16 protein-coding genes are annotated in these 12,452 nt (G+C 66.4%); 9 read left to right on the forward strand and 7 right to left on the reverse strand.

The features are described 5' to 3' along the window. Positions 1 to 19 precede the first annotated feature (19 nt). Genes VJ673_RS00855 through VJ673_RS00865 form a run of 3 tightly spaced genes read right to left on the reverse strand, consistent with a single transcriptional unit; the run spans position 20 to position 1,632 of the window. Positions 20 to 514: an SRPBCC family protein gene (locus VJ673_RS00855; RefSeq protein WP_324124114.1), complete on the reverse strand. Its 495-nt coding sequence runs from the start codon at positions 512 to 514 to the stop codon at positions 20 to 22. A gap of 14 nt (positions 515 to 528) precedes the next feature. Next, positions 529 to 1,158 carry a hypothetical protein gene (locus tag VJ673_RS00860; RefSeq protein WP_324124115.1) on the reverse strand — a complete coding sequence of 210 codons (630 nt, stop codon included), beginning with the start codon at positions 1,156 to 1,158 and terminating at the stop codon, positions 529 to 531. A gap of 3 nt (positions 1,159 to 1,161) precedes the next feature. Next, positions 1,162 to 1,632, reverse strand: coding sequence for a cupredoxin domain-containing protein (locus VJ673_RS00865; RefSeq protein ID WP_324124116.1), 471 nt, complete (start codon positions 1,630 to 1,632; stop codon positions 1,162 to 1,164). A gap of 334 nt (positions 1,633 to 1,966) precedes the next feature. Here VJ673_RS00865 and VJ673_RS00870 point away from each other — a divergent pair, with 334 nt between their 5' ends. Beyond that, entirely contained in the window at positions 1,967 to 2,557 is a 591-nt protein-coding gene (locus tag VJ673_RS00870) for a chromate transporter (RefSeq protein WP_324124117.1), read from the forward strand. After that, the gene (locus VJ673_RS00875; protein ID WP_324124118.1) at positions 2,554 to 3,102 is read left to right on the forward strand and encodes a chromate transporter; all 549 of its coding nucleotides are present in this window, start codon (positions 2,554 to 2,556) and stop codon (positions 3,100 to 3,102) included. The genes VJ673_RS00870 and VJ673_RS00875 overlap by 4 nt, the downstream gene beginning before the upstream one ends. An 18-nt stretch (positions 3,103 to 3,120) precedes the next feature. Here the strand turns inward: VJ673_RS00875 and VJ673_RS00880 are convergent, their stop codons facing one another. Continuing rightward, complete coding sequence (locus VJ673_RS00880; RefSeq protein ID WP_324124119.1) at positions 3,121 to 4,551, reverse strand: aldehyde dehydrogenase family protein; 1,431 nt, start codon at positions 4,549 to 4,551, stop codon at positions 3,121 to 3,123. A 196-nt stretch (positions 4,552 to 4,747) separates the two neighbouring features. On the opposite strand from VJ673_RS00880, the gene VJ673_RS00885 reads away from it, so the two are divergent. From VJ673_RS00885 to VJ673_RS00895, 3 genes are read left to right on the forward strand one after another with little or no spacing between them, the layout of a single operon-like run. Further along, complete coding sequence (locus tag VJ673_RS00885; protein WP_324124120.1) at positions 4,748 to 5,011, forward strand: hypothetical protein; 264 nt, start codon at positions 4,748 to 4,750, stop codon at positions 5,009 to 5,011. Between the two features lie 4 nt (positions 5,012 to 5,015). Next, positions 5,016 to 5,414, forward strand: coding sequence for a Rid family detoxifying hydrolase (locus VJ673_RS00890; protein WP_324124121.1), 399 nt, complete (start codon positions 5,016 to 5,018; stop codon positions 5,412 to 5,414). An 8-nt stretch (positions 5,415 to 5,422) separates the two neighbouring features. After that, the gene (locus VJ673_RS00895) at positions 5,423 to 5,980 is read left to right on the forward strand and encodes a dihydrofolate reductase family protein (RefSeq protein ID WP_324124122.1); all 558 of its coding nucleotides are present in this window, start codon (positions 5,423 to 5,425) and stop codon (positions 5,978 to 5,980) included. A 10-nt stretch (positions 5,981 to 5,990) separates the two neighbouring features. Here the strand turns inward: VJ673_RS00895 and VJ673_RS00900 are convergent, their stop codons facing one another. From VJ673_RS00900 to VJ673_RS00910, 3 genes are all read right to left on the reverse strand, one after another. Then, positions 5,991 to 6,230, reverse strand: coding sequence for a hypothetical protein (locus VJ673_RS00900; protein WP_324124123.1), 240 nt, complete (start codon positions 6,228 to 6,230; stop codon positions 5,991 to 5,993). After that, positions 6,223 to 7,731: an AarF/ABC1/UbiB kinase family protein gene (locus VJ673_RS00905; RefSeq protein WP_324124124.1), complete on the reverse strand. Its 1,509-nt coding sequence runs from the start codon at positions 7,729 to 7,731 to the stop codon at positions 6,223 to 6,225. The genes VJ673_RS00900 and VJ673_RS00905 overlap by 8 nt, the downstream gene beginning before the upstream one ends. Positions 7,732 to 7,806: 75 nt before the next feature. After that, the gene (locus tag VJ673_RS00910; protein ID WP_324124125.1) at positions 7,807 to 8,469 is read right to left on the reverse strand and encodes a GntR family transcriptional regulator; all 663 of its coding nucleotides are present in this window, start codon (positions 8,467 to 8,469) and stop codon (positions 7,807 to 7,809) included. A gap of 290 nt (positions 8,470 to 8,759) precedes the next feature. On the opposite strand from VJ673_RS00910, the gene VJ673_RS00915 reads away from it, so the two are divergent. The 4 genes from VJ673_RS00915 to VJ673_RS00930 all read left to right on the forward strand — a co-directional run bounded on the left by VJ673_RS00915 (position 8,760) and on the right by VJ673_RS00930 (position 12,452). Further along, the gene (locus VJ673_RS00915) at positions 8,760 to 10,112 is read left to right on the forward strand and encodes a C4-dicarboxylate transporter DctA (protein WP_324124126.1); all 1,353 of its coding nucleotides are present in this window, start codon (positions 8,760 to 8,762) and stop codon (positions 10,110 to 10,112) included. A gap of 43 nt (positions 10,113 to 10,155) precedes the next feature. Next, entirely contained in the window at positions 10,156 to 11,190 is a 1,035-nt protein-coding gene (gene alc, locus VJ673_RS00920; RefSeq protein WP_324124127.1) for an allantoicase, read from the forward strand. 8 nt (positions 11,191 to 11,198) lie between these two features. Further along, positions 11,199 to 11,729, forward strand: coding sequence for an ureidoglycolate lyase (locus VJ673_RS00925; RefSeq protein ID WP_051071691.1), 531 nt, complete (start codon positions 11,199 to 11,201; stop codon positions 11,727 to 11,729). 207 nt (positions 11,730 to 11,936) lie between these two features. Further along, complete coding sequence (locus VJ673_RS00930; protein ID WP_324124128.1) at positions 11,937 to 12,452, forward strand: AmiS/UreI family transporter; 516 nt, start codon at positions 11,937 to 11,939, stop codon at positions 12,450 to 12,452.

The following is a 12,452-nucleotide window of genomic DNA, read 5'->3' on the forward strand; positions in this document are numbered from 1 at the left end:
TGTCGCACGGAAGACTCCATCAGGAAGACGCCTGCGATCCCAGGCGGGCATGCACGTAGCGTGCGAGGCCGAGACCGCCTTCGCGCATCAACGCGTCGTGGTTCCAGCGGAAAATCGGTTTGGCCAGCGGTGCGAGAAGATTCATCCAGCGCCGCGTCGTCCGCACCTTCCACTCGTAGCGCACGAGCGTCTGGCCGTTGTCGCGGTCGAACAACCAGCGCCCGATGCCTTCGAGCTCCCCCTCGACGTGGCCTTCCAGCAGCCGCTGATGCTCGACACGCGTCACGCGGCTGACGAAGGTCAGGCGATAGGGCAGCACGCTCTTCCACGTATATCGCTGGCTCGCGCCGACGCCACTCTCGTCGCCCTCCGCCAGGCACACGACACATTCCGCGCCTTCCCACCAGTCCGGCCAGCATTCCGGGTGGGTGATCGCATCCCAGACCGCTTCGAGCGGCGCGTCCACCCGCCATAGCGTGACGAGGTGATAGTGATTGCTGTTGTTCTTGCGCATATCCCCTCTCCGGCTCAGGGCGCGAAGAAGCGCTCGGGAAACGCGACGTCGAGCTCGGCGTCGCTCATGTCGACGGATTCGATCGACGCGCCGTCCGCGTCGAAACTCTGCACCTTCAGCGGGAACAGCGAGTCCCGCGCCAACCACACGCGGTAGCGATGCACGCCCAGCACGCTCACGCCCGGATTACCTTCGATCTCGACCACGCTGACCGTCCGGCCGGCGAGCTCACCGTCGGCGGGCTCCGAGATACGCCCCTTCGCGCGCAGTTCCTCGAGGTTCGCGAGCAGCACGCCGACGTCCGACTGGTCCACGCGATGCCCGCGCGGGCTCAGGATCAACCGGTTGTCCGGAGCGAGGTTGAAGGACGGTCGGCCCACGCCGAAGGGCCACAGATGCACGCGATGGGCGCCGGGATCGAAGATCAGCGCCGCGCCATCGTGGGGCTCGACGAAATCCATGCGAATCCAGCCCGGCCGGCGCCACGCGTAGCGGATGACCTGCGCCTCGCCTTGCGCAGGGTGCGAGCGCAGCGTCACGCGGTAAGTCTGGACAGTCTGGAAGCGTGCTGCAGCCTCGGCGAGCAGGTCGGCCGCCATTGCGTCACCGACAAACAGCGCCAACGCAAGGACGAACCATGGCACGCGTCACTCCCGCACCTGCAGCGTGCCCGTCATCCCGCGTTCGCGGTGGCTCTTGAACATCAGCAGGCGATTCGGGCAGTAGAACTGATACTCGCCCGGCGGCAATTCGACGCGCACCGTCCTCGGTGCCGCACTGAGTTCCACCTCTGCCGCCGGCTTGCCATTCGGCCCGTCCAGCACGAAGCGGTGCGGCACGATCCCCTGCTCCATGCGGACGCTGATTTCCAGCGGCTGCCCGGCTTTCGCGACGACCTTGTCGGGTTTGAAAAAGTAGCTGCCGCCGACGATTGCCACGCGCTGCACGCCGTCGGCGTCGGCCGTCGCCTGCTGCGGCGGGGCGTCGTCCGCGGACGCCGCGGAGCCCGACGCAAACAACATCGCGATCAGCGAGCACGACGACAAGGCACCGCGCATCGTGCGAGCGCCACGATGGGCTTTGGAACCGCATTCGGATTCGGAGCTTGCATGAGTCATCGCTAGATTCTTGTCGAAACGATTGTTGCCGCGATGGCGACGCCGGCGTCGTGGGGAGAACGGCTTCGGCAGGCGGACCAAGCCGCCTCTGCGGTTCCCTGCTGCGGCCCGCCGCTGCGGAAATGCGGGCAACAAACCCCGGTCCCACGGCACCGGCTGTAACGTTGACCGTGCGTCCCTGGAAAATATCCCGTCGGCGGCGTTTCAACGTATTCCGCGCGCCGACAACAGCAGCATCGCCGTCGGGCACCCTCTCCCGCGCGTTTCGGATAAGCTTTCTGGCCCACGGCAGCTCGCCGCTGCCGCACAACGAAAACAGACATCCCCGAACATCGTGACAAGTCCGACGTCAGACCGCCCGCACCCCCGCTCCCCGCTCGACCTCTTCATCGCCTTTACCGTGCTCGCGCTGCAGGGCTTCGGCGGCGTGCTCGCCGTCGCCCAGCGCGAACTCGTCGACCGCCGCCAATGGATGAGCCGGGAGGAATTCGTCGACGCCTACTCCGTCGCACAACTGCTGCCCGGCCCGAACGTCGTGAACCTGTCGCTGATGCTCGGCGACCGCTTCTTCGGTTGGCGCGGCGCGCTCGCGGCCATCACCGGCATGCTGCTCGTGCCGATGCTGATCGTCATCGCGCTCGCCGCGAGCTACGAGCAACTGGCGGTCTATCCCGCCATCGCCGGCGCGCTGCGCGGCATGGGCGCGGTCGCCGCGGGCCTGATCCTCGCGATGGCGCTCAAGATGCTCGGCACGCTGCGCAAGAACGTGATGGGACGGGGCTTGTGCGCCGCGCTCGGGCTGACGACGCTGGTCGCCGTCACGGTCTTCCGCGTGCCGCTCGCGTGGGTCGTGATCGGTCTCGGCGCGACCGGTTGGAGCCTTGCACGGGCGTGCATCGCCCGCAAGGAAGGAGCGAAGGCATGACCCAGCTCCCGCTGCACGACTTCGCCGATCTCTTTCTGCACTTCCTGATGCTGTCGCTGCTGTCGATCGGCGGCGCGATGGCGACGGCGCCCGAGATGCACCGCTTCCTCGTCGACGAGCGGGGCTGGATCAGCGACGCCGACTTCACGACCGCCATCGCGCTCGCCCAAGCCGCACCGGGCCCGAACGTGCTCTTCGTGCCGGTGCTGGGCTACCAGGCGGCAGGCGTGCTCGGCGCCGTCGCGGCCCTCGTCGGCATCCTGCTGCCTTCCACCCTGCTGTCGCTCGGCGTCAGCCGCTGGGGCGCGCAACGCCGCGACACGCCGGCGGTACGTGCCTTCACGGCCGGCCTCGCGCCGGTCACCGTCGGCCTCGTGTTCGCGACGGGCTGGCTGCTGTCGCTCCCCTTCATCGGCGAACCCTCGCACCGCGCAGGCGCTCTCGTGCTGATCGTCGCGACGATGGCCGTCACGCTGAAGACGCGCCTCGCGCCGATGTGGATGATCGCCGTCGGTGCGATCGTCGGCGCGCTGGGCCTCGTCTGACGACCCCGCCCGCCGGTCTTACTTCTTCTGCGGCATCTGGATCGACTTGTACTCCAGATACTCTTCCAGTCCATAGACTCCGTTCTCGCGGCCGAGGCCGGACTGACGGAAGCCGCCGAAGGGCGCGCGCGGGTTCCACGGCGCGCCGTTGACGTCGACCTGGCCGGTGCGCAACCGGCGGGCGACCGCGAACGCATGCTCGTCGCTGCCCGCCCACACGCCGCCGGCAAGCCCGTAGATCGTGTCGTTCGCGAGCGCGATCGCATCCTCATCACCGTCGTGCGGCAGGATCACCAGCACCGGCCCGAAGATCTCCTCCTGCGCGACCGTCGCCTTGCGGTCCTCGACCACCAGCACCGTCGGCGCGACGAAGAAGCCCGGGCCCTGCGGCGCGGCATCCGGCCCGCCCGCGACGACTTCTGCCCCTTCCTCGATCGCGCGATGGAGGTAGCCGATCACCCGCGCCCGCTGCACATCCGACACGAGCGGCCCCAGCTTGCTGTCCTCTGCGAAAGCCGGTCCCACCTTGAACGCCGAAGCGGCGTCCGCCGCAAGCTTTGCCGCCTCGCCGAGCTTCGCGCGCGGCACCAGCATGCGCGTGTGCGCCGAGCAGGTCTGGCCGGAATTGAGCAGACAGCTCGACACCGTCCCCTTCACCGCCGTCGCGAGATCCGCATCGTCGAGCACGATCGACGCCGACTTGCCGCCGAGCTCCAGCGCCACCTTCTTGACCGTCGCCGCAGCGAGTTCCGCGACACGCCGTCCGGCCCGCGTCGAACCCGTGAAGGACACCATGTCCACGTGCCGGTCCGATGCCAGCACCTCGCCGACCACCGGCCCGTATCCGCTCACGAGGTTGAATACCCCCGCCGGCAACCCCGCCGCCTCGATGATCTCCGCGAGGATGAAGGCATTGATCGGCGCGACCTCCGACGGCTTCAGCACCACCGTGCAGCCCGCGGCCAGCGCCGGCGCAACCTTCAGCGAAATCTGGTTGAGCGGGAAATTCCATGGCGTGATCGCCCCGACCACCCCTATCGGCTCGCGCACCACGAAGGAGTTGCCGACCTGCTCCTCCCACTGGAACTCGCGGGCGAGCTTCGCGTAATGCTTCCAGCTACCGACCGGGCCGGCGACCTGGAAACGCCCCGCCATCTTCAGCGGCATCCCGACTTCATGCGCAATCGCCTCGGCCAACTCCTCGCGCCGCGCCTCGACGCCGGCGGCAATCTTCTCGATGTACTCCGCCCGCTCCGCCGCAGGCGTACGCGACCACGCGTCGAAGGCGGCATGCGCCGCGGCAATCGCCGCCTCCGCGTCCGCGGCGACGCCTTCCGGAATCTGTGCATAGACCGAGGCATCGCTCGGATCGATCACGTCGATGAGGCCGGTCCCGGCCGGAGCGACCCAGCGGCCGCCGATAAACAGTTTGTCTCGTACGATCGTCATGGCTTTATTCCCTCGTCACTCACAACAAGCAGAAAAGCATTCTAGCCGCGACGCACACACGGGCGCGCGCTCAAGCCGTAACCGCGCCCCCCCCTCCCCTGCGTCATCGCCCGGCACATAGCAGGCGTCCTGCACGTTTGCTAACTTGTAGGAGTGCAGACGCCACGCGGCGCTGCCACTTCGAACGAGGTCTATCGTGGCGAGCAAATACTTTTGCCTTGTCCTTACCGCTGACGGGCTGGACGAGTTGGGACCGATTCTGAAGGACTATCTGCACGAAGGTCAGATCGGCCGGTATCTCTACTGCCGGGAAGCGGAAGCCGCGCGCAACTACTTTCATGTCGTCGCAGAAGGCCCGAAGGAGGACGGCCCGACTGTCGAGTCGGAAGCCTTCATCCCCCACAGCTTCGTCAAGATCGTGATTTCCAGTCCGGACCGCAAGCACATCGGTTTCCTTTGACTCGATGAGCAAGACGATCATTCTCATCAAGGACGCTCCCGCCCCCGTGGGGCCGTATTCCCAAGGCATCGTCATGGACGGCTGGATCTGGACATCGGGACAGGTAGGGGTGGATCCGGCGACCGGGGCGATGGTCGGAGCGGACGCCGTGGTCCAGGCCGATCAGGCGCTGCGCAATATCGAAGCCATTCTCCGACAGGGCGGCTCCAGTCTCGCCCAAGTCGTTCGCGTCACCCTCTATCTGACCAATATGGACGATTTTTCAGCGGTGAATGCGATATACAGGAACTACTTCCCGAACAACTTTCCGGCGCGCTCATGCGTGGAGGTCTCCCGCCTGCCACTCGGCGCGCTGGTCGAAATCGACGCCGTGGCCAGATCCACCCGTCTCCCCTCCTACTGAGCGACGACATGAAAACCCAGTACTACACGGCCGCAAGCCTCGACGGCTTCATCGCCACACCGGACGACTCGCTCGACTGGCTGTTTCCCCTGGCGGACATCAACGAGACGAGTTACGCGGACTTCATCAAGGAGGTCGGCGCCCTCGCGATGGGTTCCGCGACTTACGAGTGGTTGCTGCGTCATGTGGTCAAGCCGGATTCGGCGACCGCCAAGACGTGGCCGTACGAGCAGCCGGCGTGGGTCTTCTCCAGCCGCGAGCTGCCCCGCGTACCGGGCGCCGACATCCGTTTCGTGAGCGGGGACGTCAGGCCGGTCCACGAGGCGATGCGGGTGGCAGCGCAGGGGAAGAACGTCTGGCTGGTCGGCGGCGGCGACTTCGTCGGCCAGTTCCATGACGCAGGACTGCTCGACGAACTGATCGTTCAGATCGGCTCGGTCACGCTCGGCGCGGGCAAGCAGCTGCTGCCGCGCAAGATCACGTCGCCGCCGCTCAAGTTGGTGGGCGTGCAGCAGTACGGCCCAGGGATGGTGGAGCTCAGGTACGAGGTTCCGAAGCGCGGGTGAGGATCCTGGATTACCCGCTGGACTCGGTCTTGCGCAACCCACGCAGATTCAGCAAGAAAAGGCCAAGCTGCAGCGCGATCAGGGCGTAAGCGCCGTCATGCCACCCCCAGGCTGCCCATAGCACGTTGCTCGCGATGTACCACCAGAACGCCCAGTTGCGTTTGTATCTGCGGGACGAGCTGATGAGCCAGGTCGCCAGCAGCGTCGTCGCCATCGCAGGCCATTGCAGCGCGTCCAGCCATTCATTCATGCAAAGCACCTCCGGCAAGCTGCCGCAGTCCTTGCAATCCGAGTTCCCGAGCGCGCAGGCCGTAACGCAGTCCCGCCAGCCACGCCGACGCGAAGAAACCGGCTAGGTCGGCGTTCGAAACATGGGTCGAGAACGAGCGCGTCGACGGCGGGGCCACCCAGCGGGCGGGCAGCTCGCCGACGAACTGACGCAGCCCCGCATCGATCAGCGGCACGTCGGCGGCGACCGGGCCAGCGAGATCATGCAAGACCCCGGAAAGCGTCAGCCAGCTCTTGCGGAAGACCGCCAGGTCTGCAGGAAAGGCGGTCGCGCGAGCCAGTGCGAACTCGTCGAGCAGCGCCAGGAGCCAGTCGAATCCCGGAACACGCGACTCGAGCACCAGCGCGTCGAGTGCGCGTTCGACGACCTCGACCAGCACAGGGTCGTCGAACGGGCAACGCGCGAGCTCCGCCATCGCCTGCCGGATCTGCGCGCTATCGAGCGTGATCCCGCCGAGCGCGATCGCCACGAGGCGTTCTCGATCCCGCTTGGTCACCCGGGCGACGAGACTCCAGTCGAGCACGGCGATCCGCCCATCTTCGGTCGCAAGCAGGTTGCCGCCGTGCAGGTCGCCGTGGAACATCGCGGGATCGAGACGCGTCCAGAAGGGCTTCGCGAGCAAAGTGCGCACGAGTGTGGCGGCGAGCACGGGGCGCTGTGCCGCGGAAAGTTCGGCCTCGTTGAGCTTGGTCCCGAAAACCCGTTCCATCGCCGTCACTCTGGGCGTGCACCACGGCAGTAATGCCGGCACGAGCAGGCCGGGCTCGTCGCGATAGAAGCGGCGCGCTGCACGCAGATGCAGCTGTTCCCGATCGAGCCGGATTTCCTGTCTCAGCAGACGTTCGACGCTCGCCAAGGTGTCGCGGAAGTCGAGCCGGGGCAGTCCTAGCTCGGCCGCGCGCCGCTCGATGAAGGTGGCAAGATCCGGCAGCGCCGCGAGCTCGTCCGCAAGGCGCGCCTCGATGCCGGGCCGCAGCACCTTGAACACACCGTGGCGCTGCGCCCCCTGCTCATCGCGATAACGGAAAGGGAGCACAACCGCGACGCTGCCCTCGGCAAGCGGGTGCGGGTCCAGTTCACCGGGAAGCTCGCTGCCCAGCTCGTCGCGAAGCCGCCCGAGGATCGGCTCGAGCGAAGCCGTTGCCGGCATCGACTCCAGCGACTGCAGGTGACGGCGCAGGACGGGATCGAGCCGCGGCTGCCGGGCGAGCACCTGCCCGAGCTTATGCAGGGTCGGACACTGCGCGAGGAGGCGGACGAGGCGCTCGTTCCCCGAAGCGTCGACGCCGAGCGCGGATTGCTCCGAGAACATGGCAGCGAGCCGGTCGGGCGACAGACGGTCGAGGAAGAACGACATTGCTTCCGCGGCGAGCGGGCGCCAGTGCGCCAGCGAAGCCGGCACCAGCTCGTCCAGGCCGAGCGAAGCCAGCCAGTCCGCGTCGATCGAATCATCGTCCAACATCTCGCCCCTCAGATCCGCGATGTCCTGAGGGACGAGACACTATTCCCTGCGCTTAGGTTTCCGCCATATTTGCAATCAACTGAAAATCCCCCACCAGCGCAGCGTCTGGCTGAAATGGTGGCGCACGGCCTCGGCCGCGACCTGCTCATCACCGCTGAGGATGCCGTCGATGATTGCGAGGTGCTCTTCCATCGCCGGCACGATGCGATCGGGCAGCAGCGGCCGCGAGTGCTGCATCACCGAAATGCGGTCGCGGTTCTGCGCGTAGATCTCGCGCACCGTGGCGCTGCCCAGCGCACCGGATAGCGTCGAGTGCAGCGACCAGTCGATGGCCATCGCCTCGCGCTGCAAGGAGGGCGTAATGCCTTCACGCGCCGCCTCGACGAGCCGCACGTGCACCTCGCGCAGCGCGCCCAGGCGCTCGCCGTGTCCGCCGCGCACCAAGCGACGCGCCCCTTCTTGGTCGAAGATCAGGCGCAGATCGAAATATTCGCGGATCAGGTCCGGCGTCGCTTCCATCACCGCGACGCCGCGCTTGGGCAGGACGTTGAGCAAGCCCGCGGACTCCGCACGCTTCACCGCCTCGCGCACCGGCGCCAGCGGCAGATCGACCATCCGTGCCAGATCGGGCATGGATACGAACTGGCCCGCCCGCAGCTGACCGCCCGTAAGCATCGCCTTCAGCGCATTGAAGGCCTTCTCAGCGAGCAGCAAACCTTCGCCGTCCGGCATGTTCATAGTGTTGCCCTCCTGCATTTCCTGAAATGTTACACGCGGCCGAGCGTCGGGAGAATGTCGGCTGAGATGTGAGGCAGATCCATAAAGAAATTTTTTATTGACTTATAAGTGACACGCTAACTAACATGTCAGTACACATTTGAGAACGCATTCGGAGGCAGACACCTTCATCGGGTGACCGCTTCACGGATGGCCGAAGCAGGGGGAAGGAGACAAGCTTCCCGAGCCAGACGGCAAAACGAGCGGTTGCGACGGCGCAGCCTTCTTCATCCAGGTTCGCGAGGTGAACCATGCATAAACGTTTTCACAAGACCCTCTTTGGCCAGGTCGTCATCGCACTGATCCTTGGCGTCCTCGTCGGCTTCATGTGGCCGGACTTCGCCACCCAGCTGAAACCGCTCGGCGATGGTTTCATCAAGCTGATCAAGGTCATCGTCGCGCCGCTGGTGTTCTGCGTCGTCGTGCATGGCATTTCGAGCACCGGCGACCTGAAGAAGGTCGGCCGCGTCGGCGTCAAAGCGCTGCTGTACTTCGAAGTCGTCACGACCTTCGCGCTCGCCCTCGGCGTGCTGCTCGCCTTCGCGCTGCAGCCTGGCGTCGGCATGAATGTGGACACGAGTACCCTCGACGCGTCGCAGATCAGCGGCATGTCGGACCGCGTCCATCAGGTCCACAGCACCGTCGATTTCCTGATGAAGCTGATCCCGGCGACCTTCATCGACGCCTTCGCCAAGGGCGACATCCTGCAGGTGCTGCTCGTCGCGATCCTCTTCGGCTGTGCCGTCGCGGCGCTCGGTGAACGCGGACGTCCGGTGACGCAGGGGATCGACGCGCTCGCCCACGTCTTCTTCAAGATCATCGGCTTCATCGTCAAGCTCGCGCCCCTTGGCGTGCTCGGCGCCGTCGCCTTCACCGTCGGCAAGTACGGCATCGGTTCGCTCAAGCAGCTCGGCATGCTGGTCGCCCTCTTCTACCTGACCTGCACGATCTTCGTCGTCGCCATCCTCGGCACCATCCTGCGGCTTGCCGGCTTCAACATCTTCAAGCTGTTGAACTACCTGCGCGAGGAACTCCTCGTCGTACTCGGCACCGCCTCGTCGGACGCCGTGCTGCCGCAGGTGATGCGCAAGCTGGAGCTGATGGGCATCAAGGATTCCACCGTCGGCCTCGTGATCCCGACGGGCTACTCCTTCAACCTCGATGGCTTCTCGATCTACCTGACGCTCGCCGCGGTCTTCATCGCCCAAGCGACCAACACCCCGCTATCGATGACCGACCTGCTGACGATCCTCGCGATCTCGCTCGTGACCTCCAAGGGCGCTCACGGCGTGCCGGGCTCGGCGATCGTAATCCTCGCCGCGACGCTTTCGGCGGTTCCCGCGATCCCCGCGATCGGCCTCGTGCTCGTGCTGTCGGTCGACTGGTTCATGGGCATGGCCCGCGCGCTGACCAACATGATCGGCAACTGCGTCGCGACCGTCGTCGTCGGCGTCTGGGAGAAGGACATCGACCGCCAGCGCGCTCGCCAGGTGCTCAACGGCGACGTCGCGATCGACCTCAACGCGCTCGCCGCCCAGCCCCTGCCCGAACCCGTCGTCGCCGGCCCCCTCGCCGCCCAAGTGCCGGCCGAAGCCCACGCCTGATCAAAAATTCCACCATCCCCTGACCCCAACACAGGAAACCATCATGAGTCACAACACCGGCAGCATCCGCATCGCCGAGCCCGCCGTCCTGCCCGAGTGGGCCACCCGCTCGGTCGATCTCGCCAACCCGCGAATCGGCGCCAAGACCCTCTACGCCTCCGACGACTTCTTCGCCGAAGTCTCGCGCATGCTCAACCCTGAACCCGCGCAGTTCGTCCCCGGCAAGTACGACGACAACGGCAAGTGGATGGACGGCTGGGAGACCCGTCGCAAGCGCAGCACCGGTCACGATTGGTGCCTCGTCAAACTCGGCCGCAAGGGCACGATCCGCGGCTTCGACGTCGATACCAGCCACTTCACCGGCAACTACGCCCCGGCGGTGTCGATCGAAGCGACGGTGTGCGAGTCGGACGACGTCGCGGCGCTGAAGGACGCGAAATGGACCGAGATCCTCGCCTCCACGTCGCTCTCCGGCAACAGCCATCATCTCCTGCGCGCGAACTCGGACGCGGCGTACACGCACCTGCGTGTAAACATCTATCCCGACGGCGGCATCGCGCGGCTGCGCGTCTATGGCCAGCCGGTCGGCGTGTTCGAGAACGTCGGCGATCAACTCGTTGATCTCGTCGCACTCGAAAACGGCGGCCGCCCCGTCGCATGGAACGACGCGCACTTCGGCACCGCCTCGAACCTGATCCTGCCCGGCCGCGGCGTCAACATGGGTGACGGCTGGGAAACCCGCCGCCGCCGCGAGCCGGGCAGCGACTGGTGCATCCTGCAGCTCGGCGCCGCCGGCACGATCGAGAAGATCGACGTCGACACCGCCCACTTCAAAGGCAACTACCCCGACCGCTGCTCGATCCAGGCCGCGTTCGTGGAGGGCGGCACCGACCAGTCCGTGATCACGCAAAGCATGTTCTGGCCCGTGCTGCTGCCCGAGCAGAAACTGTCGATGGACGCGATCCACAGCTTCGCCGAACAGATCGCCAAGCTCGGCCCCGTCACCCACGTGCGCCTCAATATCATCCCGGACGGCGGCGTCTCGCGCCTGCGCCTGTGGGGCAAAGTGAAGAAATGAGTGCTGCGATGATCGCCCTCTCCGCAGCGACCGTGTCTCCGCCGAAGACCATCCTCGCCGAGCCGCTGACGCACGAAGCCTTCGCCCCCTTCGGCGACGTCATCGAGGCCGGCGACGCGGTCCGCCAGTTCCCGATCAACGGCGGCAACACGACGCGCTACCACGACCTCGCGAAAATCGACCCGGGCCCGGACGGGCACGCCATCGTGTCGATCTTCCGCGGCGAACCGCGCGCCCTGCCCTTCCCGATCGAGATGATGGAACGCCACCCCCTCGGCAGCCAAGCCTTCGTGCCGATGTCGGGCCGGCCGTATCTGGTCGTCGTTGCCCCCGCCGGCCATCCGCCGACCGCCGACGACCTACGCGTATTCATCGCGCGCGGCGATCAGGGCGTGAACTACGCTCGCGGCGTCTGGCACCACCCGCTGCTCGCGCTGGACACCGTGTGCGACTTCGTCGTCATCGACCGTGCAGGCAACGGCCACAACTGCGACGAGGTGACGCTCACCGACCCGGTCCTGATCGACGTGGATCGCTGAAAGCCCGCACCACGCGACATAAACAGAGCCTTCCAGGCCTTCCCGACGCAGCCGGGGACGTATGGGGTATTCGCGGCGCGGCGAGGACTGTCTGAGCGGACAGCGCGGAAGCGCGCTGTACCGCGAGTTCCGCAGCCCCAGAGCGAATACCCCATGCGGCCCCGGCGGCTTAGCAGCACTGTTCACCAGCCACCCCTCATCCCCACCATGCTCCTCGGCCTTGCCCTCTTCTACGTCGGCGCCGTCCTCATCCTCAACGGCCTGTGGATGCTCGGACGCATCGGCGACCGCGAGATCCCGCTGATCAACTTCTTCACCGGCGGCGTCACCCTGCTCGTCTCGCTCAAGCTCGCCTTCGGCGCCGATGCCGACGCCGCCTCGATCAAGGCTGCCGCCTTCTCGCTGCTCTTCTCCTTCACCTACCTGTGGGTCGCCTTCAACCGCCACAACGGCGCAGACGGCCGCGGACTCGGCTGGTTCAGCCTCTTCGTCGCCATTTCCGCCGTCCCGGTCGCCATCGAAACGCTGGCCGGTGCGAAAAGCAACTGGGACCTCTGGCTAGGAACCTCCTGGGCGGCGTGGAGCGGCCTCTGGCTACTGTTCTTCCTGCTGCTCGTGCTGCAGAAACCGCTCACGCGCCTCGCCGCCTGGACCTCGATCGTCCAGGGCATCTTCACCGGCTGGGTTCCGGGCTACCTGCTCCTCAACGGCACCATCCGCTGA

Origin of the sequence: Aromatoleum sp. (assembly GCF_035254505.1) — a bacterium.
Taxonomy (GTDB): domain Bacteria; phylum Pseudomonadota; class Gammaproteobacteria; order Burkholderiales; family Rhodocyclaceae; genus Aromatoleum.